This is a genomic window from Bradyrhizobium sp. CCGUVB1N3, from assembly GCF_024199925.1.
Lineage (GTDB): Bacteria > Pseudomonadota > Alphaproteobacteria > Rhizobiales > Xanthobacteraceae > Bradyrhizobium.
This window is the reverse complement of record NZ_JANADR010000001.1, coordinates 9,460,933-9,486,669: the sequence shown is the minus strand read 5'-3', so window position 1 is coordinate 9,486,669 and position 25,737 is coordinate 9,460,933. Positions and strand designations below refer to the sequence as shown.

Genomic DNA, 25,737 nt, shown 5'->3' with positions numbered 1-25,737 from the left:
GAATCGGACCCGCAGGCGCAAGGGCGGCAGGGACGAAACGTACGCTGATTCCCAGTTTACGGCCATTTCCGGTACTTTTCGGGTGCTTTATTGCCGTCCGGCGCCAAATCCGCGCTTCAGCCGCATGACGTAGCCGATGACCTCGGCAACAGCATGGTAGTGCTCGACCGGGATTTCCTTGTCGATCTCTACGGTGGCATAGAGCGCCCGCGCCAGCGGCACGTTCTCGACGATCGGGATGTCGTGGTTGCGGGCAACCTCCCTGATCTTGAAGGCGAGATTGTCGACGCCCTTGGCGACGCAGATCGGCGCCTGCATGCCGCGCTCGTAGGACAGCGCCACCGAATAGTGGGTCGGGTTGGTGATGATCACGGAGGCCTTTGGAACCGCCGCCATCATGCGCTTCTTGGCGCGCTGCTGCCGCAACTGCCTGATCTTGCCCTTGATGTGCGGGTCGCCTTCGGACTGCTTGAACTCTTCCTTGATCTCCTGGAGCGACATCTTTTGCCGCTGGAACCAGCTGCGATACTGGAAGAAATAGTCGGCGATGGCGATGATCGCGAGCGCCGCGACCACTGCGCCGAGCAGATGGATGGTCATGCTGGTGGTGGCGCCCAACATGGCGGCCGGGTCGAGCTTGACCATCGCCTCCATGCGGTACCGCTCCGGCCACAGGATCATGGTCATGACCGCGCCGAGCACGATCAGCTTGCCGATGCCCTTGAGGAAGTTCGCCGCCGCCTGCTTGCCGAAGATGCGCTTGAGGCCGGCTGCAGGCGAAAGCTTGCTGAATTTGGGTTTCAGGGATTCGGCCGACCACACCAGGCGGTGCTGGAGCATGTTGCCGGCGATCGCAGCCAGCACCAGCATCAGCAATGGCACGCCGATCGCGGCGACAACCGCGACTTCGATCTGCTGCATCAGCGCGAGCAGGTTCCCGCCGTCGGTCTTGATCATCCAGGAATTGGCGAGCAGGTTGCGCATCGGCGTCACCAGCCCGCTGCCGATCGAGCCCGAGAAGGTCGAGACCACGAGCGTGCCGCCCGCGATCATGAACCAGGTGTTGATCTCCTGGCTCTTGGCGACGTCGCCGCGTTCGAGCGCCTCCTCGAGGCGCTTCTGTGTCGGGTCTTCTGTTTGACTCTCGGGATCGTTGTCGTCCGCCATCAATCCCTCACTTCAGCGGCATCATCTGGTGCATGACACCGATGAAGTAATCGAGGAACGTGCCCATCATCGCCGCGAGCACCACGGCGAGCACGAGAAACCCGGCGAAGATCGAGAGCGGCACGCCGACGAAATAGACCTGCATCTGCGGCATCAGCCGCGCCAGCACGCCAAGCCCGATATTGAAGACGAGGCCGAACACCAGGAACGGCCCGGCGAGTTGCAAGCCCAGACGGAACGCGGCGGCGAAGGCGCGCGTCGCCAGCGAAGCGACATCGCCGCTTGCCATCGTCTCGCCCGGCGCGAAGATCGCATAGCTGTCGTTGAGCGCAGCAATCACGAGGTGATGGCTGTCGGTCGCGAACAGCAGCGTCACGCCCAGCATGGTCAGGAAGTTGCCGACCAGCACACCCTGCTGGCCCTGCGTCGGATCGACTGAGGTGACGAAGCCGAGCCCCATCTGCTGCGCGATCACGGCGCCGGCGACCTGGAGGGCGGCGAGCGTCACGCGGGCGGTCGCGCCCAGCACGATGCCGATCGCGATCTCATGCAGCATCAGCACCAGGAGCGAGGCGATCGAGCCCATGTCGACATGGTAGGCGTTGCGATGTAGCGGCAGGATGATCAGCGTGAGCAGCAGCGCGATCGACAGCTTGATGCGCGTCGGAATATTGGTCTCGCCGAGGCCCGGCAGCAGCATCACCATCGCGCCGACCCGGGCGAAGGCGAGCATGAAGGCCGCGGCGAGCGCCGGCAGCAGCGAGACGTCGATGCGCATGGTTTACGCATACTGCATCAGCCGCCGATGATTCGCGACGATATCCGCAGCATGTGGGAATGGAGCGCATCGGCCATGAAGGGTAATGCCAGCAGCATGGTCGCGAAGATCGCGAGGATTTTCGGCACGTAGATCAGGGTCTGCTCCTGGATCTGCGTCAGCGCCTGGAACAGCGACACCACGACACCAACCACGAGCCCCACCACCATCAACGGCGACGACACGATCACGATCGTCCAGATCGCATCGCGGGCAACGTCAAGCGTTTCAGGTCCGGTCATTGTTGAATTCTCGCCTTACAACCCATCAGTTTTCCGGGGCGCGCGCAGCGCGAACCCGGAATCTCGAGATCCCGGGTTCGGTGCTTCGCACCGCCCCGGAATGACGTACAGAAGATCAGATCGCCATCTTCATGATGTCTTCGTAGGACTGGATCACCCGGTCGCGCACCGACACCAGCGTCGAGACGGCGACGTCGGTCTCGGCGACCGCCGTCACCACGTCCATCACGTTGGCCTTGCCGCTCGCCATGGCTACCGTCTGCGCATCGGATTTGCGGCCGGATTCGATGACGCTGCCGACGGAGTCCTTGAGCAGCGCGGCGAAGGACGGGCCGTTCGTCTCCGATCCCTTGCCGGCGGCGCTGTTTTCCAGCACGCGCGCGAGGTTGGCATAGGCGTTGGCAGCAATCGTCGGTGAAGCCATGGCTTTGAGCCTCCTGTTCAGGCCTTGAGGATGTCGAGCGTGCGCTGGATCATCCGGCGCGTCGCACTGATGATGTTGAGATTGGCTTCATAGGACCGCTGCGCATCGCGCATGTCGGTCATTTCGACCACCGAGTTCACGTTCGGATATTTGACGTTGCCGCTTGCGTCCGAGGCCGGATTATTCGGCTCGTATTTGACGCGGAAGTTGGACTGGTCGGGCTTGATCTTGCCGAGAGTGACGACCTGTGCGTCCAGCGAGCGGTCGAGCGCGGAGGAGAAGGTCGGCACCTTGCGCCGGTAGGGATCACCGCCGGCGGTCTGGGCGGTGGAATCCGCGTTCGCGATGTTCTCCGAGATCACCCGCATGCGCCCGGCCTGCGCGCGCAGGCCGGAGGTCGCAATCGCCATCGAACGGGCGAAGTCGCTGCTGTCATTCGCCATGATGCGCCTCCGCTAGCTCTTTGGTTTGAGCATGATCTCTTCGGAAAACCGCTGCACACTTTTCCGGATCATGCTCTAGCCCTTACCGATTGCTGTCTTCAGAAGGTGCAGGCTCTTGGAGTAGAGCGAGGTCGCGGCCGCGTAATCCATCTGGTTCGTGGCGGACTTCATCATCTCCTCCTCGAGATTGACCGCGTTGCCCGCAGGGCGTGTCTCGAAGCCCGCATTCTTGTTCTGGTCGAAGCTCGACGGCGCGCCCGACGGCGTCATGTGCGAGGCGCTGGTGCGGGCCATCGCGATCGGCCCCATCGAGCCGGTGACCGCGCCGGCCTTATCGAACTTGGGCTCGACCAGGTCGCGCGGCCGGAAGCTGGGCGTGTCGGAATTGGAGACGTTCTCGGACAGGACGCGCTGGCGTTCCTGGTGCCACTGCATCTTGGTGCGAAGCGCCGAGAGCACCGGGAGGTCGTTGATGGACATGGCTTGCGGCTCCTTGCCCCGGATCAGACCCGGAGCTAGGCAGAATTTGCCGCGTGTATGGTTAACGGCTGGTTAAGATGTCACCGGCAGATGTCCCTCCTTGAGACGCCAAAGTTTCGTCCCCGTGATTCTACGCCTCCAAAATACTCGTTAACCCAACCGCTTGGCTCCGGAACAATCCCCAAGAAGTCGTTTTGGATCGGACGATTCATGGGTTATTAAGAACTGGGGACGGCAGAACTTGCCGTTGGGTGTTAAGGGATCGAACTTCTGGGGCGTCGCGAGCTGTTGGTCGGGATGGATTTCGACCATTGGCCGCATGAGACAAGCGCCATATGCCGGGGACAAGTATGCAAGGCCCTTTGACCTTTATCTTCGCGTTCATCGTCGTTCTGGCGCTGATCGGCTTGGCCGCGTGGCTGGTTCGCCGATTCGCGACGAACCGGCTGGGCGCCAACACGCAGCGCGGCCGGATGCCCCGGCTTGCCGTGATCGATGCCGCCGCCGTCGACGGACGCCGCCGCCTGGTGCTGGTCCGGCGCGACAATGTCGAACATCTCCTGATGATCGGCGGTCCGACCGACATCGTCGTCGAGCCCAACATCGTGCGTGCCGCCCCGAGTCGCGATCAGTTGCCGCAACGGTCGGGGAATGCCGAGCCGCCGCGCCTCGCCCCGATGCCCGAACCTGCCGCCTGGGATGAGCCCTCGCCGCGCCCCGAATTGCTCGACCACTCCGAGCCTCAGATGCCCGAGCCGCCGCCGCGGCCTGCGCGCCCCTCCTTCGCCGACGAAGTGCGCCGCCCCGCGCCTGCGCTCACCGAGCGCCGCAGCGATCCGCTCGCCGGCTTCAGCGCCGAACCGATCGCGCCGCGCCCCGAGCGCGAGCCGCAGGCGAGGCCCGAGCCGATGCCGCCGCGCGTCCCGCGCAGCGAGCCGATGATGCCGCGTCCCCCGCGCCAGAGCGAGCCGGCGAAGGTTCCGCCGGTGCGCGCCGCCGCGCCGCCACCGCCTCCCCCGGCACCTCCTGCCCCGCCGGCGCCTCCGCCCCCGGCCGGGCCCTCGAGCGCCGAGCAGAATCTCGCCGAGATGGCGCAGCGACTCGAGGCCGCACTGCGCCGGCCCGCCGGCGAGACGGTCGCGCCTCCCGTTGCGCCCGAGCCGCCGGCACCCGCGGTGCGCCCGTCGCGCAACGAGGCACCTGCCCCGGCTGCGCCCGCAAAGACGAGCTTTGAAAATCTCGAAGACGAGATGGCCTCGCTCCTCGGCCGTCCGAAGCCGTCTTCGTGAGACGCCCGGCTTTCCCGCGTAGAGTTTTTTTCCTTCCTGTCCTGATCGGCGCCGCTCTCCTGGCGGCGCCTGCGCATGCGCAGGACATCAGCATCAATCTCGGCGGCCAGGGTGGCGGCGGCGTCACCGAGCGCGCGATCCAGCTCATCGCGCTGCTCACGGTGCTGTCGATCGCGCCGTCGATCCTGGTCATGATGACGTCGTTCACGCGCATCGTGGTCGTGCTGTCGTTGCTGCGCACCGCCATGGGCACCGCGACCGCGCCGCCGAACTCGGTGATCATCGCGCTCGCGATGTTCCTCACCTTCTTCGTGATGGGACCGGTCCTGCAGAAATCCTATGATGACGGCATCAAGCCGCTGGTCGCCAACCAGATCACCGTCGAGGCCGCACTCGAGCGCGCCTCAGTCCCCCTGCGCGGCTTCATGCAGAAGAACGTGCGCGAGAAGGATCTGAAACTCTTCATGGACCTCTCGGGCGAAGCACCGCCCGCGACGCCGGACGAGCTCGCGCTCCGCATCCTCATCCCCGCCTTCATGATCTCCGAGCTGAAGCGCGCCTTCGAGATCGGCTTCCTCCTGTTCCTGCCCTTCCTGATCATCGACCTCGTCGTCGCCTCGGTCCTGATGTCGATGGGCATGATGATGTTGCCGCCGGCGGTGGTGTCGCTGCCGTTCAAGCTGATCTTCTTCGTGCTGGTGGACGGCTGGTCGCTGGTGGCAGGGAGTTTGGTGCAGAGTTACGGGGGCTGACGCCTCGTTGCGAGGTCCTCTACCCCTTCACGTCATAGTGCTTGCTGAGGTGATGCCCGATCTGCACGAGCATGACGACACATTCGGGGTAGCCGGGCTTGTCGATGGTGGCCCGGTCGGCCTTGGCGCGGAACTCCCCGCTGTCGCCGTCGCGCAGGATCGAGATGGTCAGAGGGCCTAGCGGGTCATCTTGATCTGCCTCACCGGCGGGATCGCGGGCAGCGAGCCGGTGTGCTCGGTCTCGTCCTTGGCCTGCGGCGGCATGGGCGCGCGGGCGGTGGCATCGGGGAAGCGCTGCTTCATCTCGCGCAGGAAGCCGTCAAGCGTGTCGACGCTGGCAGCGAGCTTCGCGATCTCGGCGAATTCGGCGCTGGAGGCGGCCGCCGGCTTGCTCGCTATGTTGAAGGCGAGCCGGTCGGAGCTCTCGCTCATCAAGGGCGCGTATTTCTCGCGGAAGCGTGACAGCCCGATCGCATCGTCGGCAAGCGCGTAGCCGACGGCGGCACGGATCACGTCGCTCTTCTCGACCGCGTTGAGCGGCTTGAAGTCGCGAAAGCGCTCGCCGTAATAGAGCTCGATCTGCTCGGCGGATTCGCGCCAGCGCCGCGCCGCCCAGAAAATGTCGGAGCGCAGGCGGATCGCCTCGCGGCCCGCGACGTTGGAAACGATGTCGAGCGCGAGGTCATGACGGCCGACGTCGCTCTGCGCACGCGCCTCGAGCAGCAGACGCTGCTGACGCAATTCGCCGGACAGATCGCTGATGCGGCTCGCGCGCAGCGCCGAGATCGCCATGTCGGGCTTGCGGTTGGCGAGATAGACCATGGCAAGACGGGCCGCGACCTGCGCGCGCGCGGCACCCTCGAGGCGGTGGTCGACCTGGTATTGCAGGAGCTCGGCGGCCTGGTCGAGCAGATCGATGGACGCCAGGCGATCGGCAAGCTTGCGGATCAGTTCGTCGCCGCGCCGGCCGATCGGCGTCAGCTCGCGGAACTCGTAGAACATCCCGAGTGCCTCGATCGGCGGAAGATCGTCGCCCTTGGAGCTCAGGAAGATCTGCGCGAACAGCTCCTGCGCGAGGTCCTGCGCCTGGCGCGAGGCGTCCGCATTCGGCTGGAGCTTGGTCGCGGTGCGCGCCGCGGCGAGCGCATCCCGGTAACGCCCCATGTCGGCATACATCCGCGCCAGCAACTGGAGCGTCTTCACCTCGATGGCATCGCCGCGCCAGGTCATCGCCAGCGTCTCGAGCTCGCGCAGCGCGTCGTCCTTGGTGATCTCGTCGCGCTTCTGGCGGAGCGCCACCTCGAGCTGCTTGGCCTCGGCGGCCGCCGGCCGGTCGTCCGAGCCGACCGCGAACTTGTAGTCGTCGAGTGCGTCCTTGTCGTGGCCGAGCGCTTCGGCGAGCCGGCCGCGCAGCACCGCGAAGGACGGCGCCATGTCCGGCGGCACGCCGACAACCTCGAGCTCGCCGCGCCGCTTGGAGGCGCCGGCATAGTCCTTCACCTCGAGCGAGGCCCGCATCGCATCCATCGTCACGATGCGCTGGACGTCGAGCGGCAGCGAGGCGATGGCGAACTCAACGTTCTTGAACTTCTCGCGAGCATCCGCCCATTTGCCCTGGCGCGCATAGGCGAGCGCCTTCCAGAGCTGCGAGTCGTGGCTGTTGCCGATCACGGGATTGGCGAGATCCTTCAGCCCCTGCCCCGGCCGGCCGATCAGGATGCTCGAGATCGCGTGCATGATCAGCGCCGAGGATTCCTCCTTGTTGAGGGAATCGTTCAGCATGACGTCGGTGATCGCCTTGGCCTCGTGATACATGGCGCGCGACATGTAGAAATGCGCGAGGTCAAGGCGCGGGATCGAGCGCTGCGCCGGCTCGACCGCCGCGATCGCGGCGACCAGCGCGCTCTGCCGGTTCATGAACAGCTCGGACTGGCCCTTGCGCCATTCCTCGATGTTGAAGACCGGCCGCACCGCGGTCGGCGCGCGCTCGGCGGAGACGTCAACCGGCGAGAGCGTCAGCCCGCCCTTCTTGCCGAGGATCACCTTGTCGGAGCCGACCTCGACGCCGACCTCGTCGGAGTTCGGACGAATGGCGATGCCGTGCGCGGATTCGAGCAGCGAGAGATCGACCAGGTCCTGCCGCTTGATGAAGCCACGAACCGGCCGTGGCGCGGTGACGACATAGAGGGTGTCGCCGGCGTCGGGATCGGTCAGCTTGTGCAGCAAGCCCGGATTGGCGAAGGGGATCGCGATATTGGCGAGCGCCGGGTCGGTGATGTTGCGCATCATCATCAACGGCAGCGGCGTCGCCTGGATCTTGTCGGCGAGCGTCAGGAGCCAGTTGGTCTCCTTGCCGTTCTCCTCGCTCGACAGCGAATAGACCAGCGGCCGGTTGAGGCGGATGCGGATGGCCTGGCCCTTGTCGAGCGGCGTGCGGCTGACCTCGCCGATCATCGCGCCGCCCTTGGCGCGGATCGGCTCGACATCGATGGCTTTCTGCGTATCGAACACCAGCCAGACCGTGTCGCCGCGACGGAACGCGGCGGCGGGGGTTGCGACCGAGAGCGGGAACGTCACGCGCAGGCCGTCGCTGTCGCGGCGGGCATCGACGCTCGGCGCGGCGTCTTGCGAGACGGCCGCAGCCTGCGCCTCGACTGGTGCGGCTTTCGCCATGTCCTTCGGCGCGTCCTTGACCGGCTCCTTCGCGGCCTCCTTCACCGGCTCCTTCGGCGCTTCGGCCGCCATCGGTGCCGCGGGTTTCGGCGCGGCAGCCGGCGCCGCGGCCTCTGCAGCCGCTGGCGCAGGTTTCGGCGTCTCGGCCGGATGCGCAGCTTCAGCCGCAACAGGTTCGGGCGCGGCCTGCACCGGCGCGGGCTTCGGCGCTTCGGCAGCTGGCGGCGCGCCCGCCGCCTCAGGCTTCACCTCGATCTTCGCCTCGCGCGCGATGGCCTCGGAGGTGGGCGGCGCGAGCTCGCGCGGCATCTCCTTCTTCTCGGCCGCCGCATGCGGTCCATGGGCCGCGGCCGGCTTTGCCGGTGCCAGGACCTGCTCGGCCGTCGTCGCGGCCTTGTTCTTGTCCGGCTGGAAGGCGACGTCGACGACATAGTTCTTGTCGTCGCGGAAAGAGTGCACGTCGGCCTCGCCGATCAGCGCGATCTCGACATTGGTCTGGTCGATGTCGGCCTTCTGCTTGATCGAGGCCACGTTCGGCGGGGCTGCCACGACCGCGTCGGCGAGATCGAAGTTGAGATTGGCGTTGAAGGCGAGCGTCAGTTTCTGCTCGTTGAGCACCGAAGAGACGCCGACGCCGTCGGGCATCTCGAAGACGAAGCGCACGAAGGTCGGTTGCACCGAGGCGCGAACGCGGATCGGCGGACGCTTCTTGGTCTCGGCGGCCACGCGTTGGGCGCGCAGCGCGCGCTCGGCGGCACGCGCGCGATCGGAGAGTTCCTTCACCACGTCCATCGGCAGGCTCGGCGGCGCGCCCTTCCAACCCTCGGGCAGAAGGTCGACGAAGGTCCGCTCGCCGGCATTCATGGTATTGACGGTGACGCGGCGCGCCAGCGACAGCCGGATCGCCCCGCCGTCGGGATCGCGCCGCGCGGAATTGACGTAGTCGGGTGCTCCCTCCGGGATGCGATCGACCGGCACATCGACCGGTCGCTCGAAGCGGATGATCAGGATCGAGCCCGCGGTCGTCACCTCGGAGGAAACGTCCTCGCCGAGCTTGATGACGAGGCGCGCAAAGCCGCCGGCGGCCGAGAACGTCGCCTCGCCCCGCACCGGTTCGGCGCGCGCAGGCGAAGCCAGGCCCACCAACAGGCAGGCGGCCAGTGTGGACAGCGCGCGGACATGACGGCGCGCGCCCGGCGCCGAGGTCAATACCAAGGCGCGGGCTCGCGACCAAAATCCAGCGGCAGCCTGTCGCGCCATTGGCGGCATTTCATCCGGTCCGACGATCCATGCCGGCAATGGGGCCGGCCCGTGCCCTCGACTTTAAGGTTTCGCCAATTAAGGACTTGTTAATGCTGTCGGTTTGATTTGACCTGCGCTCGCTGCGCCGCACCACCGTCTCCGAAATGGCCAGTCCGGGCCTCCAGCGTATGGGCAGTTCGCGCCATCGGTCGCACGTCCACGGAGCGCCGCCCGGGCTGCCGTTCTGCTATAGTGCGGACATGACGATCGGGATCCCCGGACCCGGCCAGAAGGCACCGCGGCGCAGTGCTGCGGCAGGGTTCATTATCGCGGCCATCGCCGTCGTCATTGGCCTGATCCTGCTCGCTCTCGTGAGCGACATCCTGGTCGACTGGATGTGGTTCGCTGCGGTCGGCTACAGGCAGATCTTCTGGATCACGATCGGCGCCAAAACCGCTGGCTTCCTTGTCGTTTTCGCCGCGACGGCCACGGTCTTGTGGGTGAACGCGCGGATTGCGCTTGGTCTTGCCGGGCGGCGACCCCGGCTGCCCGCGGCCTTCGTCCCAACACTTGCGGCCGCTGCGGCTCAGCCTGATCCGCTTGAATTCCTGCGCGAGCGGCTGCCGTGGCGCGGCGTGATCGCCGCCAGCAGCTGCCTCTTCGCCTTGCTTGTCGCCTGGGGCGAGGTCGGCAACTGGGCCACACTGCTCCGGTTCATCTATCAGGTGCCCTACGGCAGCAACGATCCCCTGTACGGCAAGGATATCGGTTTCTACCTGTTCTCCCTGCCCGCGTTTGTCGCTGTCAAGAACTGGGCAATGCTGACGCTCGTCATGAGCGCACTGTTCGCTGGATTTGTCTATTGGGTGCATGGCGACATCGAGGACCGGGCCCAGCGAATGTCGCCGGCGGCGATCTCCCACGGTTCGGCGCTGCTTGGCCTTTTCTTCGGCGTGAAGGCGTGGTCCTACGGACTCGACCGTTACCATCTGCTGTTCGGCGACAACGGCGTGGTGGTCGGCGCAGGCTATACCGACGTCAACGTCGAATTGCCGGTCCTGTGGATCCTGATCGCGCTGTCGATCGTCGCCGCCTTGACCGCATGGGCGAACCTGTGGGTCCGCACCTACCGCCTCCCCACCGCCGCGATTGCGCTGCTGTTCAGCGCCGCTTTCCTGCTGTCGGGCATCATCCCCGCAGCTTTTCAGCGCTTCTACGTCAGGCCAAACGAGTTGGACTGGGAGCGTCCCTACATCGAACGCAACATCGCGCTGACCCGGGAGGCCTACAATCTCAATCGAATCTCACCGAAGCCGTTCCCTGCCGAGCATACCCTGACCTTCCGCACGCTCGAAGCCAACAAGGCCACGATCGAGAATATAAGGCTGTGGGATTGGCAACCATTGGCCGACACCTACGCGCAATTGCAGGAGATCCGCACCTACTACAAGCTGCGTAACCTCGATGTCGACCGCTACTGGCTCGGCGGCACCTACCAGAGCGTGATGCTCTCGGCACGCGAGCTGAATTCCGAGCTTCTGCCGCCCAACGCGCAGACCTGGGTCAACCGCCACATCCTGTTCACCCACGGCAATGGTGCGGTGCTGAGTCCGGTCACCCAGAAGAGCAGCGAAGGGCTTCCGCTCCTCTACCTGCACGATGTTCCTCCGGTTGCGCAGGGTGGTCCCGACATTCGCGAGCCGCGCATCTACTACGGGCAGCAGACAGAGGACTACGTCATCGTCAAGGCAACCGTGCCGGAGTTCGATTATCCCAAGGGAAAGGACAACGTCTACGCGTCCTATGACGGCGACGGCGGCGTCCCGCTGTCGAGCATGGTGCGGCGACTGATCTTCGCCCACCATTTCAACGACGTGAACCTTCTTCTCTCGGATTACATCGTCGACGGCAGCCGGATCATGATCCGGCGCAACATTCAGGAGCGGGTCGGCACGATTGCCCCGTTCCTGATGCTGGATCGCGATCCCTACCTCGTCGTCAGCGAGGGCCGGATGTTCTGGATTCAGGACGCCTACACGACCAGCGAATATTTTCCCTACGCGCAGCGGGCGTCCAGCCTCAATCTCAACTACATCAGAAACTCGGTGAAAGTGATCATCGATGCCTATAACGGCACTGTCGACTTCTATCTGATGGACCAGGCGGACGCGATCGCCGCGACCTATCGTCGAATTTTCCCGGCTCTCTTCAAGCCGTTCACGGCAATGCCTGCCGATCTGCAAAGGCATATTCGCTATCCCGAAGACCTCTTCCTCATACAGGCTCGGCTTTTCCAAACCTATCACATGGAATCTGCCGATGTTTTCTACAACCGCGAGGATCTCTGGCAATTCCCGCGCCAGCCGGCCGGCGACGGCATCTCTGCAATGGACGGCACGACCGCGATGGCGCCCTACTACATCATCATGCGGCTGCCGGGTGAATCGCAAGCCGAGTTCTTTCTGATGATCCCGATGGTACCGAGCCGCCGCGACAACATGATCGCGTGGCTCGCCGCGCGCTGCGACGAGCCCGGCTATGGCAAGCTGATCGTGTACGAATTTCCCAAGGAGAAGCTGGTCTACGGACCGTTCCAGATCGAGGCGCGCATTCATCAGAACACGGAGATCTCCCAGCAGATCTCGCTGTGGAACCAGATGGGATCGCGGGTGATCAGAGGAAACCTCCTTGTGATCCCAATCGAGAATTCAATCCTCTACGTCTCGCCACTGTATTTGCGGGCCGAGCAAGGGCATTTGCCGGAGCTGAAACGGGTGATTGCCGCCTATGGCGAGCACGTCGTCATGAAGGAAACGCTTGAGGAAGCTTTGTCGGCGCTCTTCGCAAACAGCGGGCCCGCAACGAGAGCGTCGGGTGGGACCCCGGAATCGCCTGGCGATGGGGCCGCGGCGGCACGCGCACAAGAGGCGCTTGCTCACTACGGTCAGGCCATGGAGCGATTGAAATCCGGTGATTGGGCAGGCTTCGGCAAGGAGATCGAGGCGATGCGCAGCCTGCTCGAAGACATCCGCCGGCAATCGGGCGGTCCGTGAGGGGTCTTGCCCAGTGAAGTCCGCCAATCGCCTCGGGGAAGTTGTCCTCTCAGCAGCCGATAGTCTTAGGGCAGGACGAATGCTGCGGTCTCGGCTCCTGTCGGCCGCACGAACAGAAAGCGGGATCGTACGGATATTTGTGCGTCAGCCTTGCCATCCTGCCCGATGATAATCAGTCCTGCTCCGCCATTGGCCACTGTCAGAATGACTGGCTCGCCCTCCCTCGTGCTGATCGGCTCCATTCCAATGATGAGAAATTCACCAACCGGCTGATCGAAATATTGCAGCCTCAGTTGTGGGGCGACCTCTGCTGGCGCAAACGCAAAACCCAGCTGCCGAGCGCGCGCATAGATATCTCCCAGCGGCGCCGTGTCGGTCAGAAAGCCCAGCTCGGCTACGAAGACCGCGAAGAGATCCGCGTTCGTTTTCGTAACGCTGAGGGAAAAGACAGGACTGGCGAGAACTTCACCTGCCAGATTTCCAACGCTGCACCCGACCGCCTCCAGGGCGCCCGTGAGGGTGAACTTATCTGCAAATGTGCCTACCGCAATCGTCTTCCACACCTGAACGTCGGCGGCGGAGCGGATTGGAACGCGCGGCGCTCGTGGTGAGGGAGTGTTCTTGAGCCGGAGTTGACTTTGCAGCACATCGCGCGCTGAACACTGGGCTCTTGCTTCACGCGCCCCCAGCACGGCGTGTGCGAGACAGAACATCACAACGAGGAGAGTAATGCTACGAGGAGAGTAATGCTACGGTGCCATCCTACCGGACTGCGCAGCGTGGCATGGCAACGGACTTCTTGGCCAACGGTGCGGCCCACGGCAACATCTCTTGAACAGAACCGGACGATGACTTCCGTATGTTCGGGCCACCAGTTCGCGACCCACGGTCTGCTGCAAAATAAAAGGCCCGCCTCCGAGTGTTGGGAAGAACGGAAAATTTCAAGAGTTGGAGGCGGGCCTTAAGGGAATGCCTACTCCAAAGTGGCGGGCGGAGTCCGTAAGCCTGCGCCCGTCACGTCGTCACGCAGATTAAATCTAAGCACCATCGAACCCGGCTGAACACCGGATTTTAATACCTCGATATTCGCAGTGGAGATTCCAAATCGGCACAATGATGGCGTGTGGCGATCTCCTGTAGCGCTCCAATCGATGCTGCTAGCACGGTCCCAGCCTCTACCGCACGCCGTAGCGCACGAAGTCGTCGCCGATCCCGGGCTGAACTGCCTGTGCCGCCGCGATATCGGCATCACCCAAGGCCTTGTCGCCCTGCTTGAGTCTGGCAAGTCCGCGCCCATAAAGCGCGCTCGCCAGCTTCGGCTCGAGCCGCAGCGCTGAGTTATAGTCATCGATGGCCGCGGCTAGCTGGCCCATCTTCAGGTAGACCAGAGCGCGCGAATCGTAGGTTGCCGCATTGCCCGATCCCGATTGCAGCGCCTTGTTACAGTCTTCGAGCGCGGCCGGTAGAGCGCCCAACATGGTTCGGGCCCAACAGCGTCCGCTCCACGCGCCCGCCAGATCTGGCCGCAACCGGATGACCTCGTCGTAATCCTGCGCCGCACGATCATACGCGTTCCTTCGCAGATTGGCCTGTGCACGGTTCGCGAAGGCCTCGCCGTAGCTGGGATTGAGCTTGATGGCCTCATCCAGAGACTCGATCGCGAGGTCGTATTCGCCTTTCATCAGGTGGGCCACACCGCGGTTGTTGAACGCCTTGGTATAGCCAGGATTGAGCTCGATCGATTGATCGAAATCGTGGATGGCGCGGTCATAGCGTCCCGTTTCAGCATAAGCATTGCCGCGATTGTTGTAGGCGATGGCCAAGGCCTTCGTCGCGCCTCGGTGCGCGTCGATGAACGCAGTGCAACCATCAATTCGCGCTTCGAGCGATGCGCGCGCGACGCTGTTGCACAGCTCGATCGTCTTGAGATAGCTCCCTTCCTCCTTAGGAGTCTGCGCCACCGCCGGCAACTGGAGCAATAGCAGGACGAGACCGGACGCCACGCCGCCGGTGATGGTTCCTGTCGTGCTCGGCTTCATATCAGGAATCCCGATCACGGATTGGGGAAATTTCTATCCCTGGTGAAAGGCTTCTAGCATCGTCGGCAGATGTTCAAGTTGAGCTTGCGGTCGGCTTTCTGTTCGGATGACCCGGTGGACGCGGCGGATTTCTTTGTCACCTTGCTCTTGCTCTTGCCCTCCTCGATGAGGGTAGAGAATTTTACCGACCCGTTGTCGGAGATCTCGACATGGGGCGTGGTGCCTCGGATGCCCATCGTGGCGACCGGGGTGTCGACCTTCATGTCACCGGTTTTCGCGACCTTGCCGGCAACGAAGGTGAACGTCCCTTTGGCGAGGCTGAAGAAAGTCGAATTGGACTTTCCGTTCGGGTCGTAGACGTACTCGTCCAAAGTCATGTGCGCGTTGCTCGACAGGTTGAACGAGCTGCCATCGGTAAAGTTGATGCCAACGCGACCGTCATCCCCCGTCAGCACCACGTCCCCCAGATAGACGGGATCGCCGACTTTCGTCTGATTGGCTTGGGGGGGCACGTTGGCCTGAACGACGACCGCGTTCGCGTGCTCGATTGTGACGGAGCCCGCGGCGGCTACGACCTTCCCAATTGGCTTCGACGAAAAGTTCTGAAGAACTGGCTTGGCGGAATCGGCTTGCGCGCGCGCAGCATCGGGCAAAAAGCCGGTGAGCGTCAGAACGAAAGCGACCACTAATCCGACTATCGAATGCGCGCGCATGACCTCCCCCTTCATCGAGAAGATCTTCGCCCCCAGTCCTCTACGGTTTTTCGCAAGTAGGACGGCAAATAGTATAATTTAATTGTTGTTAAATCCACCCCGCCGGCCTATTTTTGTTCCGCAGATCCGGAATGCCGCGAAATTGCACTACCTCTCATTTGGAAAAGCAGATCGCTTCGATGGAAGGGGCCGGATATTCAGCGAGACGAAAGTAGTTCACAGCGGCCTCGCGCTGAACGCGTCTCTTTCTTGAATCGACTTGGGTCATCTCGATCAGGATTTCGGCGGGCAAGCCTCGGGCTGCCGGCGCCATGATGTATTGATCTCGTGGCGAAGGCAGACCAGAGCGAAAGAAAAACGGCGCCACGCTGAGCCTGAGTTCCTCGACTGACGAGGTCGAAGGCTATGTTAGTTGCGTCCGGCGTTGAGGCCGGAGACGTGACCTCCGTGGTCCCGCCTCCGAAGATAATCGGGACCGTCCACACGGCGATCGGTTGCGGCATCCTCAGGCGCGCGAGCGGTATCGCCACCGAAGTCATGGTTGGTGATCCACTCTGCCTCGGTGACGTGATCGAGACTTCCGCCGACGGTCAGATCGGCATTCGCTTCATTGACGACACCTTCTTCAACCTCTCCAGCGATGCCCGCATGGAGCTGCGCGAATTCGTCTGCGATCCCGACGGCATCGCGTGTTCGGCCCTGTTCACGATATCCAAAGGCACCTTTGCTTTCGTTGCCGGCCGGTCGGCAAAGAGCGGCGCCCTGACGCTCGACACACCTGTTGGGAGCATTCGCGGCCGGATCCATACGGGCGGGTTCGGAATGCTGACGCTCGGAGCATTGATGTTCTCGATGTTGAAGGGTGCCGAGGCCGCAGACGCGAACATCACGTTCCTGGACAACGACAGCATCACGTACAAGGACGTCGAGCACGGCGCGTTCGAGCTCGTGACAAAGGAGGCGATCCCACGACACATCATCGTGGAGGATCCTGGCGAGACGGTCCTGCTCAACAAGATTGGGTCATCGGTCAGCGTCAACCAGCTCGTCAATAGTATGGCCCGCATGGAGGAGCTCCAGGCGGCGGAGCATGACGTGTGGGCCAATCTCTCGAAGGAGATCGGGCCGAAGGGCTCCGGTACGACTCCCTTCCCGGAGACGCTGCCGCTGGAGCCGATCAATTTCATAGAGTCCGATGCTCCCGCGCAGCTACATTCGCTTCCGATCATACTGCCTAGCACCATCGTCGTTCCCGAGATCTTTCATTCGCCGCCGACGCTCAATATTCAGTCGGGACCGGTCGAACTCGATACGGTGCTGTTTGACACCTTCACTGCGACCAGCGGCACGTTCAGCGCCAGCAGCACCAGTGACGCGCCACTGGTTTTCGGTATCAGCGGCGGGACCGCCGGCAATACGGTCCTGGGTGGAGTGACGTATGATGTGTCGAAAGGCAGCACCTATGGCACGCTTTATGTGAACAGCGTCAGCGGCGCCTATACCTTCGTACCGAACAGTGACGCGATCAACGCGCTGACGGCGCCGACGACGGATGATTTCGTCATTACGGTGTCGGACGGCAACCTTTCGACTGCTCAGACCTTCACAATCAACATCGATGGCGTCAACGACGCCGCCATCATTTCCGGCGTCGCGGCCGGTTCGTCAATCGAAGCGGGCGGCATTGCCAATGGGGCGCCCGGCGCTTCCTCGACCGGCACACTGACCGATACAGACGTCGACAATGCGCCCAACACCTTCACAGTCGTGAGTTCGCCCAAGGCCAGCACGGGCGGCTACGGCACGTTTACGGTGACGGCGGCGGGCGTCTGGACCTACACGGCCGACAACGCCAACAGCACGGTCCAGGCGCTCAATGTTGGCGACACCTTGACCGACAAGTTCACCGTGACGACCATCGACGGCACGCCGCAGGTTGTGACGATCACCATCCACGGCGCCAACGATGCCGCGATTGTCTCGGGCGACACGACCGGCTCGGTGACCGAGGCAGCCGGCTGCAAGCCGGGAATTCCGACCGCGACGGGTACGCTGACCGACACCGACGTCGACAATACGCCCAACACTTTCGTGCCGATCTGCTCGCCCGAAGCGGGCGGCTACGGCACCTTCACGATGACGGCGGCCGGCGTCTGGACCTACACGCTCGACAACAGCAAGTGCGCAGTGCAGGCGCTCAATGTCGGCGACACCTTGACCGACACCTTCACCGTGACCACGATCGATGGCACGCCACAGGTGGTGACGATCACCATCCATGGCGCCAACGATCCCGCCATCATCTGCGGCAGGACAACCGGATGCGTGATCGAGGCCGCCGGCTGCAAGCCGGGTATGCCGACCGCGACCGGCGCACTGACCGACACTGATGTCGACAATCCATCCAACTTGTTCACCGCGGTGTGCGCGCCCAAGGCCAGCGCGGGCGGCTACGGCACTTTCACAATGACGGCAGGGGGCGTCTGGACCTACACGCTCGACAACAGCAACAGTGCCGTGCAGGCGCTCAATGTCTGCGACAAGCTCACCGACACCTTCACGGTGACCACGATCGACGGCACGCCGCAGGTGGTGACGATCACCATCCAAGGCGCCAACGACCCCGCCATCATCCAAGGTACCACGACGGGCTCAGTGACCGAACCCGTCTGCAGGACGCCGGAGGCACCGAAGGCCACCGGCATGCTCAGCGACACTGATGTCGACAATCCGTCCAACACGTTCACCGCGGTGTGCGCGCCCAAGTGGAGCACGCACGGCTACGGCACCTTCACGATGACGGCGGCGGGCGTATGGACCTACGCACTCGACGAGGACAACTGCGCGGTCCGGGCGCTCAAGGCGTGCGATACGCTGACCGATACCTTCACGGTGACCACGATCGACGGCACCCCACAGGTTGTGACGATTACCATCCACGGCGCAGGCTTCCGGGACCTCGACAGCCAAGCCACCGCAACGCAAACGGATCCGCCATCAACCGATGGGCCATCGAAACAAGACGGCACAGCGGGCGGAAGCGACGCCAGCCAAACACTTCACTCGGCAGCCAGTCCAGACTCGACGAACGACCCCAGCCAAGTCGAAATGGCGTCGGGCAGCTCCAGCAGTCCGACGACGGCCACCAAGAGCGGGGACGACATCGGCCAGGCTGAAACGAATCCTGAGACGATCAGCGGGCTCAATGCCAACCATCTCGCCACCAACAGCGACCATTTTGTTTTTTCGTTCGCGGCCAATCGGGTCTCCAGCGCAGCAAGCGAGCAAGGCATCGCGGCCATTCAGTCTGCCGCGGATCATTCTGAATTGTCCGCTGCCACACTCGCGCTCCTGGGCTCACACCCTCTCACAGCACTCGGCGCTGAAGACGCATTTCACTTCAGGAACGAGATTGCCGATTCCAAAGGCTTGAACGCTATTGCGCTCACGGAGCTGCCCCCTACCCCTTCGTCGCTTGATCCGGTTGCAAACACAGCACACCCGGGACTGCTCGGAGTCCCAGCGATTGAAGCGCTTGCGCCGGGGCACGACTCCGCTGACACCTTGAACCTGGCCTCCGCTCGCGCTGACGCCTCTCATCACGAGCTGCTGGTGTGAAGAATTTCGACCGGCAGGTGTCTGTCTCGGGTTCCACGTCGAAACAAAATTTGATCGGAACCAAGTGGAAAGCGTGAATATTCCCCAAAAGCGACTTGATTTATTCCGCCTCTCATAGCGCGCAATTTTTTTAGATGGGTAAGAAGTGATGACTGATCAACAATTAGCACTTCATGCAATCAGCGAAGCGCAATCGATCCTCGAAGAATATCTTCAGCCGCGCCCCCAGAGTACCGAGCGTACTCTCGACAAGCTGATCGAAGTTCTCGAACGTCCCGAGCTGGTCGTTGCTGTAAGTCGATTACAGCAGCGAAGTAATTCTAGTGCGGACCAATGAAGAGCCGCCTCCGATCGATCGCTCTCGCCGCTTGCGCCCTTGGGCTCTTGCCAATGGGAAGAAGCGACGCGGTGGCGAAGCAACAATGCAGCAGCGCGATACCGTCGTCGACGCAGGGGCGCTGGTGGTCCTATCGCCTTATCGATGGGCGGAAATGCTGGTACGAGGGCAAGCCAATGCTCTCCAAATCGCTGCTGGAGTGGCCGAAGCACGGGGAGGCCCAGGCAGGTGCCGACGCAGAGGTTACAACCGCGATCGCGGTAAGGTCGACCAATCCATTGGACTCGCAAGCGTCGGCCGCGAGAGATTTCGACACGTTCGAGGCCCGGTGGCGCGCTCGGATCGGAGATCGCTGACAGCTCAACCATGGACGCGGCGCGTTCGGCGCGAGCCAGCTTTCAGTGGTGCTTCTCTGCCAAGTTTTTCACGAGAGAACGTTCCTGCTCCGAGCATTCATCGGCGCTACAATCTTCCTCAGACGTCGGCAACGCGTGCTGGTGATCCAATGCAGAGGTCCAGGCGGATGTCATCGCCGCGATGAGCAGCCGATTGACGATCTCAATCGCGCGCTCGGCTACGGACGAGTAGTTCATAGCTTCCTCCTGCGCTGCTGATTGCCAATGGCTAAAATTAAGACGAACCGTTCGGCGCGACTGTCAGCCACCTCACATTTGCACGCGTCAACTCATCGCACGTTCAGAAGCTGAAGCTCCATTCGGCTACAGCTGAAACGCGAAGCTGGGCACTTCATCCGGCAAAAGGACTGTTGCCGACCGCTTCCGCTCACTCGATAGATGTTGCAAGCAATGCACGACTCAGAATGACTGTCGTCATAATGATCCGAATTCGATTGGTCAGCGGGGGCTCGATCGATGTACGGGGAAGCAAGCTGTATTCTGTGTAGCAGGGCACGAGCACTCGTTGCTCTCGTTCCGATCGCCAGGGGATATGCCCTGAAGGTTTACGAATGCTCCTGCTGCCACAGCACTCTGCATCTTGTGACGCGCGTCACCAAGGCGGCGCTGATCAAGCAAAAATGCGGGATGCCAATTTCTCTCGAAAGCTGGCGCGATTCGACGGCTGGCAAAGTCGGAGATCGCTGTGGTGACCGGCGGCTCGTGAACTAGGGCATGATCCGGAAAAGTGTGAAGCGGTTTTCCGAAAAGATCATGCACAAACAACAACCTAAAGCGCGATGACGATTCATCCTAATCTCATCGCGCTTTAGTCTGGACGCGAACAGCCTCCGCCACCTAACCGAACGACCTCGCGATCTGCACCAGCATTGCCGTTGCACCTCGGGTGTACCGGGCGCCGAATAGCTGCTCATCCACGAAATGAAGAGCGAGGAGAGCAACAAATGTAGCCATCGCAACTCTCATGCCGAGAAGCATTATCGGCAGAGATTACCAGCGCCCTAATTCATCATCGAAGTGGCGCAAGCTGCACTGCAGAAATCCGGCACCCGGCGTAGCGCGATACCGCTCGGCCCTGCCGAAGCTCGTCCCGGCTGTCTTCTCCAGGTCTTCAATTGATCCAGGTCTTCAATTGGACTTTGGTGTCGGGCGACCCTCGATCTTGGGCAGATCGGCCGCATCCCCGGAGCGGTCTCCGCCGCCGGCGCGGCGCGCCATCTCGACCGTCAGCCGCTCGGCAGCCTCGGACTGCATCAAGCCCATGATGTCCGACATCTTCCGTGGGGCGATTTGCGTGGCGATCTCGATCAGCACACCCATCTCCAGGCGATCGAACACTCGCGCGGCGTCCTTCGGCTTCATGCCCTCATACATGGTCACGAGCCCCTTGAGGCGCTGAGCTTCCGCCGCCTTCTGCTCGGCCGCGGAGGTGGAAATGCGGGATTCCACCGCCTTCATCTCCTCGACCTTGGACTCGATGCGCTTCTCGGCCGCCTTGAGCAGGCTCTCGCGAATGTCGATCTCGCGCTGGCGCGCTTCGAGTTCCTGGCGGCGGTTCTGCAAGCGCTCCAGAATCGCGCGCTCGGCCGGCGAGGTTTGCTCGCGGGATTCCTCCGGCTTGATCACCTTGCCTTCGGGCTTGGTCTCGGGCGCGGCCGGTTTCGGCGCCTCCTCCTTGGAAGCCTCCTTCGGCGCGCCATGCGTCGAGCCGGTGATGTCGGGGTCTTCGCGGCCGGTCGGGAAGTTGAGGTTCTCCTGCGCCCACGACTTCTTGGTCGTGTTCGGCTGGTAGTCGAACACATAGCCGCCGTTGATCACGAGGCCCGCGACCTTCAGCGTCGCGAGGGCGGCGACTGCGATCAGCACGACGGGAATGACGCGGATGTTACGAAAGGATTTCATACAGCGACTTTATGCGGCAAGCCCGTTGGACCTTCTGCGCTCGGAGAACGCTTCGGCAGCCGCCGCCACCGCCTTCGCCGCCGAGGGCTTGGCGACCGGGGCTGCGGCAGCTTCCGGATTCGTCACGGGGCGCGCAGCGATGGCGATCTTGGACAGGCGCCGCACCACGTTGTCGGCCTCGCCGAGCTGGCGGTAGAGCTGGTCGGACATCTGCGTTGCGGCGGCGAGCTGGCTGCCGAGATTCTCGTTGACGTCGCGGACTGCGAGCTTCAACCCGCCGATCGCGCGCTCGGCAATCTCGGTCGCGGTGATCAGCTCGCCAATGACGGCTTTCAGCGAATGCTCGTCCGCCTTCAAGCGCGTCAGCCGCTTGTTGAGCAGGATGCAGTAGCCGATCGTCAGCATCAGGAGGATCGCGACCAGCATCTCGATCGCCATGCCTAGGGAGTGGTTCATGGTGCCTCCATCATCTTGTTCTGCTCGTCGACCTTCTCGAACATCGCAAGTGTCGTACCTGGCTTCCGCAGGGGTTTCGTCACGCGGATCGCGACGCGGTCGCCGACGCGTCCCATCCGCCCTTCGGTCAGCGTGACGCTGCCGCAGCGCACGGTCACGTTGGCATCCGCGCGCATGTCCAGCGGCAGCGTGTCGCCGACCTTCAGCCGCATCAGCTGCTTGAGCGGAATGTCGGCCTCGTAGAGCACGGCATCGACCGCGATCTCGGCCTGGACGATCTCGGTGGCGAAATGGCCTTCCCAGATCGTGTCGCGGCCGAACTTTTCGCCCATGAACATCTGGAGCAGGACGCCCCGGATCGGCTCGATGGTCGCGTAAGGCAGCAGTAGTTCGATGTTGCCGCCACGATCTTCCATGTCGATGCGCAGTCGCACCAGGATCGCGGCGTTCGCAGGACGGCTGATCGCGGCGAAACGCGGATTGGTCTCGAGCCGGTCGATCGTGAAGGTCACCGGCGACAGCGGCCGGAATGCCTGTTCGGCGTCGGCCAGCACCACCTCGACCAGCCGCTTGACCAGCTCGGTCTCGATCGTGGTGTAGGGCCGGCCCTCGATGCGGAGCTGGCTCGCGCCGCGCCGACCGCCGAGCAACACATCGATCATCGAATAGATCAGGCTGGAATCGACCACCGCCATGCCGAAGTTTTCCCACTCCTCGGCTTTGAACACCGAGAGCACGGCCGGCAGCGGGATCGAGTTCATATAGTCGCCGAAACGCACCGAGGTGATGCGGTCGAGCGAGACTTCGACGTTGTCGGAGGTGAAATTGCGCAAGGAGGTCGTCAGCAACCGCACCAGGCGGTCGAAGACGATTTCGAGCATCGGCAGGCGCTCGTAGGAGACCATCGCCGAATCGATGATCGCGCGAATGCCGGAATGGTCGTCGAGCGTGACATCGCCGACGGTGAAGCCGAGGAGATTGTCGATCTCCTCCTGCGACAGCACCCGCTCGCCCGAGTTCTTGCCGTTGCCGAGATCGCGGCTGCCGTCCTCGACCATGGCCGCCCATTGCAGGGCCATGGTCTCGGATAGTTCATTCTCGGCAGCGGCCTCCGCGGGATCCTCGGAATCGAGCGAGGCCTCCCATTGGGCGGCTATGGCATCTTGGTCGACTGGATCGTTGCCCGCCATGGCGCTAGCCCATTACCCTCACTGCACCACGACTTCCTTGAACAGCACCGCGCTGACCTGGATCGGCGCGACCGCCGCGTTGACGCGCTTGGTCAGCTCTTCCTTGAGGCGGAAGATGCCGGCGGAGCCGTTGAGGTCGGACGGGCGCAGTTCCCGCACATAGGTCTGGAAGATGTCGGTGACACGCGGCATCGTCGGCTTGATCGCTTCGATCTGCTTCTCTTCCTTCAGCTCCAGAACGATCTTGAGCCGCAGATATTGCACGCGCTCGCCGGGCGCGCCGGCGAGGTTGACCATCATGTCGGGCACGTCGACGAAGGCCGGTGGCTTCGGCGGCGGCGCGGCCTCGGCATGATGCTCGTCGTCGCCATGACGGAAGAAGAGGAACCAGGTTGCCGCACCGCCGCCGAGAATGGCGAGCGCGGCGACCGCGATGATGATGAGCTTGAGCTTGTTCTTCGGCGGGGCCGCCTCAGTGCCGTCAGTGGCTGCGCCGCCTTCCGCTTCGTTCTCTGCCATGGTCGCCGCGCTCGCTCACATAAAGGGTCTGAGAGAGCGAAGCCTCCTGGTCGGCCAGTGACGCGATACAAATGCCCCAGCGCGCTACGCGCTCCTCATGGCTGCAAACGCTACGGTAATCATGGTTAACAGAACCTTTCGATTGCCCCCGCGCTAGGAAAAATCTGCCGGGCAAACATGGTCAACAGAACCTTTCTGCCGCCCCTCGCCCACCCCTCCCGAGCACCTAAACTACTGTAAATACGTCATTTTTCGCGTTGGCACGGCTTTCGCTGAGAAAGGGCCGAGACCGGACGGTTTGGGAGAGCCCGAAGGTCTCATCGACGGGTCGGCCAAGACGCTTGGGAGAGCGGGCGAAGCGGACCTCCACAGGGGAGAACCATCCGATGCAGAACGCGCTTCTGGTCGGTCTATCGCGGCAGATGACGTTGGAACGGCAGATGGATGTCATCGCCAACAACGTCGCCAATGCCAACACCAACGGCTTCAAGGCCGATCGCACGCTGTTTGAGGAATTCCTCAACTCCCGCGCGCGTGAGGACAATTTCGTCGGCTCCGACCGCCGGGTCTCCTATGTGCAGGACCGCGGCACCTTCCGCGACGTCGGCCAGGGCCCGATGGAGGAGACCAAGAACCCGCTCGACCTCGCGGTCGACGGCAATTCCTATTTCGCGGTGCAGACCGCCGGCGGCGAGCGCTACACCCGCGACGGCAAGTTCTCGCTGAACAACCAGGGCCAGCTCGTCACGTCGGACGGCAATCTCGTGCTCGGCAATGCCGGCCCGATCACCTTCCAGCCTACCGACCACGACATCAACGTCGCGCCCGACGGCACGGTGACCGTCCTCGAGGGCACGGCCCGTGTCGACTCGATCCGCGGCAAGATCCGCATGGTCGCCTTCGACGACCCGCAGAAGCTCGCCAAGCAGGGCGCCAATCTCTACGCCCAGGGTTCCGCGAACCAGCAGGTCGACGCCAAGTCCACCGTGCGCCAGGGCTACATCGAGAAGTCGAACGTGAACGCGGTCGGCGAAATGAGCCGCATGGTCGAAGTGATGCGGACGTACACCCAGGTCGCCAACCTGCTCCAGCAGCAGAGCGACATGCACAAATCGGCGATCGAGAAGCTCGCCGACGTTCCAGCGTAACGCCACCAGGAGACGATTGACATGCAAGCGCTTCACACCGCTGCGACCGGAATGGCGGCACAGGAACTCAACGTGCAGGTCATCTCCAACAACATCGCGAACCTGCGCACCACCGGCTTCAAGAAGCAGACCGCGGCGTTCCAGGATTTGATCTACGAGCACATCCGCCGCGTCGGCGCGCAGTCGTCGGACCAGGGCACCATCCTGCCGGTCGGCGTCGACATCGGTGGCGGCGTCAAGACGGTCGGCACGCCGCGCAGCATGACCCAGGGCACGCTGTCGCAGACCGGCAACGATCTCGATCTGGCGGTCTCGGGCGAAGGCTTCTTCAAGGTCCTGATGCCTGACGGGACCTACCAATACACCCGCGACGGCACCTTCCAGATGGACAACCAGGGCCGCATCGTCACCGCCCAGGGCAACCCGGTGCAGCCGACCATCACGATCCCGAACAACGCCTCGGGCCTCACGGTCAACGTGCAGGGCCAGGTCTCGGTGACGCTGCCGGGCTCGTCGAGCTCGACCATCATCGGCCAGCTCGCGCTGACGCGCTTCATCAACAAGGCGGGCCTCCAGCCGGTCGGCAACAACCAGTTCACCGAAACGCCCTCCTCCGGCTCGCCGCAGGACGGCACCGCGAGCTCCGAAGGCTACGGCACGATCACGCAGGGCAGCCTCGAACAGGCCAATGTCGACGTCGTCTCGGAGATGAGCGACCTGATCGCCGCACAGCGCGCCTACGAGATGAACGCCAAGGTGATCAGCGCCGCCGACCAGATGATGCAATCCACCACGGCGCTGTTCCGCTAGGGAATGA

General features: G+C 63.2%; 23 protein-coding genes. 7 read left to right on the top strand and 16 right to left on the bottom strand.

Features of this window, described 5'->3' with window-relative positions:
- Window positions 1-87: 87 nt before the first annotated feature.
- The 6 genes from flhB to flgB form a co-directional block, all read right to left on the bottom strand.
- Window positions 88-1,167 carry a flagellar biosynthesis protein FlhB gene (gene flhB / locus NLM33_RS44700; RefSeq protein ID WP_254105010.1) on the bottom strand — a complete coding sequence of 360 codons (1,080 nt, stop codon included), beginning with the start codon at window positions 1,165-1,167 and terminating at the stop codon, window positions 88-90.
- A 7-nt stretch (window positions 1,168-1,174) separates the two neighbouring features.
- Window positions 1,175-1,945, bottom strand: a complete 771-nt coding sequence (gene fliR, locus NLM33_RS44695; protein WP_254105009.1) for a flagellar biosynthetic protein FliR — start codon at window positions 1,943-1,945, stop codon at window positions 1,175-1,177.
- Window positions 1,946-1,962: 17 nt separating this feature from the next.
- Complete coding sequence (gene fliQ, locus NLM33_RS44690; RefSeq protein ID WP_007612284.1) at window positions 1,963-2,226, bottom strand: flagellar biosynthesis protein FliQ; 264 nt, start codon at window positions 2,224-2,226, stop codon at window positions 1,963-1,965.
- A gap of 115 nt (window positions 2,227-2,341) precedes the next feature.
- Window positions 2,342-2,650 (bottom strand): flagellar hook-basal body complex protein FliE, encoded by a 309-nt coding sequence (gene fliE, locus NLM33_RS44685; RefSeq protein WP_254105008.1) that lies wholly within the window; start codon window positions 2,648-2,650, stop codon window positions 2,342-2,344.
- A gap of 17 nt (window positions 2,651-2,667) precedes the next feature.
- The gene (flgC, locus tag NLM33_RS44680) at window positions 2,668-3,093 is read right to left on the bottom strand and encodes a flagellar basal body rod protein FlgC (protein ID WP_254105007.1); all 426 of its coding nucleotides are present in this window, start codon (window positions 3,091-3,093) and stop codon (window positions 2,668-2,670) included.
- Window positions 3,094-3,168: 75 nt separating this feature from the next.
- Entirely contained in the window at window positions 3,169-3,573 is a 405-nt protein-coding gene (gene flgB, locus NLM33_RS44675; RefSeq protein WP_254105006.1) for a flagellar basal body rod protein FlgB, read from the bottom strand.
- 350 nt (window positions 3,574-3,923) lie between these two features.
- On the opposite strand from flgB, the gene NLM33_RS44670 reads away from it, so the two are divergent.
- Window positions 3,924-4,862, top strand: a complete 939-nt coding sequence (locus tag NLM33_RS44670; RefSeq protein ID WP_254105005.1) for a flagellar biosynthetic protein FliO — start codon at window positions 3,924-3,926, stop codon at window positions 4,860-4,862.
- Complete coding sequence (gene fliP / locus NLM33_RS44665) at window positions 4,859-5,614, top strand: flagellar type III secretion system pore protein FliP (protein WP_254105004.1); 756 nt, start codon at window positions 4,859-4,861, stop codon at window positions 5,612-5,614. The genes NLM33_RS44670 and fliP overlap by 4 nt, the downstream gene beginning before the upstream one ends.
- A gap of 177 nt (window positions 5,615-5,791) precedes the next feature.
- Here fliP and NLM33_RS44660 read toward each other — a convergent pair whose 3' ends face one another.
- On the bottom strand, window positions 5,792-9,547 hold the full coding sequence (locus NLM33_RS44660; RefSeq protein ID WP_254105003.1) for a lipopolysaccharide assembly protein LapB: 3,756 nt from the start codon (window positions 9,545-9,547) through the stop codon (window positions 5,792-5,794).
- A 242-nt stretch (window positions 9,548-9,789) separates the two neighbouring features.
- Between NLM33_RS44660 and NLM33_RS44655 the strand changes: the two genes are divergently transcribed.
- Window positions 9,790-12,582, top strand: coding sequence for a UPF0182 family protein (locus tag NLM33_RS44655; RefSeq protein WP_254105002.1), 2,793 nt, complete (start codon window positions 9,790-9,792; stop codon window positions 12,580-12,582).
- A gap of 65 nt (window positions 12,583-12,647) precedes the next feature.
- Here the strand turns inward: NLM33_RS44655 and NLM33_RS44650 are convergent, their stop codons facing one another.
- The 4 genes from NLM33_RS44650 to NLM33_RS44635 form a co-directional block, all read right to left on the bottom strand.
- Entirely contained in the window at window positions 12,648-13,145 is a 498-nt protein-coding gene (locus NLM33_RS44650) for a hypothetical protein (protein WP_371930084.1), read from the bottom strand.
- Window positions 13,146-13,757: 612 nt separating this feature from the next.
- A complete protein-coding gene (locus NLM33_RS44645) occupies window positions 13,758-14,561 on the bottom strand; it encodes a tetratricopeptide repeat protein (protein ID WP_371930083.1) in 804 nt (267 codons plus the stop codon).
- Window positions 14,562-14,674: 113 nt separating this feature from the next.
- Window positions 14,675-15,349 carry a FecR domain-containing protein gene (locus tag NLM33_RS44640; RefSeq protein WP_254105000.1) on the bottom strand — a complete coding sequence of 225 codons (675 nt, stop codon included), beginning with the start codon at window positions 15,347-15,349 and terminating at the stop codon, window positions 14,675-14,677.
- A 139-nt stretch (window positions 15,350-15,488) separates the two neighbouring features.
- Window positions 15,489-15,647: a hypothetical protein gene (locus NLM33_RS44635; RefSeq protein WP_254104999.1), complete on the bottom strand. Its 159-nt coding sequence runs from the start codon at window positions 15,645-15,647 to the stop codon at window positions 15,489-15,491.
- 125 nt (window positions 15,648-15,772) lie between these two features.
- Between NLM33_RS44635 and NLM33_RS44630 the strand changes: the two genes are divergently transcribed.
- Both NLM33_RS44630 and NLM33_RS44625 read left to right on the top strand, forming a co-directional pair.
- Window positions 15,773-18,952 (top strand): VCBS domain-containing protein, encoded by a 3,180-nt coding sequence (locus tag NLM33_RS44630; protein ID WP_254104998.1) that lies wholly within the window; start codon window positions 15,773-15,775, stop codon window positions 18,950-18,952.
- Window positions 18,953-19,100: 148 nt separating this feature from the next.
- On the top strand, window positions 19,101-19,289 hold the full coding sequence (locus NLM33_RS44625) for a hypothetical protein (RefSeq protein WP_254104997.1): 189 nt from the start codon (window positions 19,101-19,103) through the stop codon (window positions 19,287-19,289).
- Between the two features lie 398 nt (window positions 19,290-19,687).
- On the opposite strand, the gene NLM33_RS44620 is transcribed toward NLM33_RS44625, so the two are convergent.
- The 5 genes from NLM33_RS44620 to fliL all read right to left on the bottom strand — a co-directional run bounded on the left by NLM33_RS44620 (window position 19,688) and on the right by fliL (window position 23,772).
- Window positions 19,688-19,882 (bottom strand): hypothetical protein, encoded by a 195-nt coding sequence (locus tag NLM33_RS44620; RefSeq protein WP_254104996.1) that lies wholly within the window; start codon window positions 19,880-19,882, stop codon window positions 19,688-19,690.
- A gap of 951 nt (window positions 19,883-20,833) precedes the next feature.
- A complete protein-coding gene (locus tag NLM33_RS44615; RefSeq protein WP_254104995.1) occupies window positions 20,834-21,607 on the bottom strand; it encodes a MotE family protein in 774 nt (257 codons plus the stop codon).
- Window positions 21,608-21,616: 9 nt separating this feature from the next.
- A complete protein-coding gene (locus NLM33_RS44610) occupies window positions 21,617-22,063 on the bottom strand; it encodes a DUF6468 domain-containing protein (RefSeq protein ID WP_254104994.1) in 447 nt (148 codons plus the stop codon).
- Window positions 22,060-23,253 (bottom strand): flagellar motor switch protein FliM, encoded by a 1,194-nt coding sequence (gene fliM, locus NLM33_RS44605; protein ID WP_254104993.1) that lies wholly within the window; start codon window positions 23,251-23,253, stop codon window positions 22,060-22,062. Before fliM ends, NLM33_RS44610 begins: the two co-directional genes overlap by 4 nt.
- Window positions 23,254-23,271: 18 nt before the next feature.
- Window positions 23,272-23,772: a flagellar basal body-associated protein FliL gene (gene fliL, locus NLM33_RS44600; RefSeq protein ID WP_254104992.1), complete on the bottom strand. Its 501-nt coding sequence runs from the start codon at window positions 23,770-23,772 to the stop codon at window positions 23,272-23,274.
- Between the two features lie 386 nt (window positions 23,773-24,158).
- On the opposite strand from fliL, the gene flgF reads away from it, so the two are divergent.
- Both flgF and flgG read left to right on the top strand, forming a co-directional pair.
- Complete coding sequence (flgF, locus tag NLM33_RS44595) at window positions 24,159-24,920, top strand: flagellar basal-body rod protein FlgF (protein WP_254104991.1); 762 nt, start codon at window positions 24,159-24,161, stop codon at window positions 24,918-24,920.
- A gap of 21 nt (window positions 24,921-24,941) precedes the next feature.
- Window positions 24,942-25,730: a flagellar basal-body rod protein FlgG gene (gene flgG / locus NLM33_RS44590; RefSeq protein WP_254104990.1), complete on the top strand. Its 789-nt coding sequence runs from the start codon at window positions 24,942-24,944 to the stop codon at window positions 25,728-25,730.
- Window positions 25,731-25,737 lie beyond the last annotated feature (7 nt).

Excerpts from the sequence above, each read along its gene's own strand:
- flhB (WP_254105010.1), bottom strand. The coding sequence starts at position 1,167 with ATGGCGGACGACAACGATCCCGAGAGTCAAACAGAAGACCCGACACAG.
- fliR (WP_254105009.1), bottom strand. The coding sequence starts at position 1,945 with ATGCGCATCGACGTCTCGCTGCTGCCGGCGCTCGCCGCGGCCTTCATG.
- fliQ (WP_007612284.1), bottom strand. The coding sequence starts at position 2,226 with ATGACCGGACCTGAAACGCTTGACGTTGCCCGCGATGCGATCTGGACG.
- fliE (WP_254105008.1), bottom strand. The coding sequence starts at position 2,650 with ATGGCTTCACCGACGATTGCTGCCAACGCCTATGCCAACCTCGCGCGC.
- flgC (WP_254105007.1), bottom strand. The coding sequence starts at position 3,093 with ATGGCGAATGACAGCAGCGACTTCGCCCGTTCGATGGCGATTGCGACC.
- flgB (WP_254105006.1), bottom strand. The coding sequence starts at position 3,573 with ATGTCCATCAACGACCTCCCGGTGCTCTCGGCGCTTCGCACCAAGATG.
- NLM33_RS44670 (WP_254105005.1), top strand. The coding sequence starts at position 3,924 with ATGCAAGGCCCTTTGACCTTTATCTTCGCGTTCATCGTCGTTCTGGCG.
- NLM33_RS44660 (WP_254105003.1), bottom strand. The coding sequence starts at position 9,547 with ATGGCGCGACAGGCTGCCGCTGGATTTTGGTCGCGAGCCCGCGCCTTG.
- NLM33_RS44655 (WP_254105002.1), top strand. The coding sequence starts at position 9,790 with ATGACGATCGGGATCCCCGGACCCGGCCAGAAGGCACCGCGGCGCAGT.
- NLM33_RS44640 (WP_254105000.1), bottom strand. The coding sequence starts at position 15,349 with ATGAAGGGGGAGGTCATGCGCGCGCATTCGATAGTCGGATTAGTGGTC.
- NLM33_RS44635 (WP_254104999.1), bottom strand. The coding sequence starts at position 15,647 with ATGGCGCCGGCAGCCCGAGGCTTGCCCGCCGAAATCCTGATCGAGATG.
- NLM33_RS44625 (WP_254104997.1), top strand. The coding sequence starts at position 19,101 with ATGACTGATCAACAATTAGCACTTCATGCAATCAGCGAAGCGCAATCG.
- NLM33_RS44620 (WP_254104996.1), bottom strand. The coding sequence starts at position 19,882 with ATGAACTACTCGTCCGTAGCCGAGCGCGCGATTGAGATCGTCAATCGG.
- NLM33_RS44615 (WP_254104995.1), bottom strand. The coding sequence starts at position 21,607 with ATGAAATCCTTTCGTAACATCCGCGTCATTCCCGTCGTGCTGATCGCA.
- NLM33_RS44610 (WP_254104994.1), bottom strand. The coding sequence starts at position 22,063 with ATGAACCACTCCCTAGGCATGGCGATCGAGATGCTGGTCGCGATCCTC.
- fliM (WP_254104993.1), bottom strand. The coding sequence starts at position 23,253 with ATGGCGGGCAACGATCCAGTCGACCAAGATGCCATAGCCGCCCAATGG.
- fliL (WP_254104992.1), bottom strand. The coding sequence starts at position 23,772 with ATGGCAGAGAACGAAGCGGAAGGCGGCGCAGCCACTGACGGCACTGAG.
- flgF (WP_254104991.1), top strand. The coding sequence starts at position 24,159 with ATGCAGAACGCGCTTCTGGTCGGTCTATCGCGGCAGATGACGTTGGAA.
- flgG (WP_254104990.1), top strand. The coding sequence starts at position 24,942 with ATGCAAGCGCTTCACACCGCTGCGACCGGAATGGCGGCACAGGAACTC.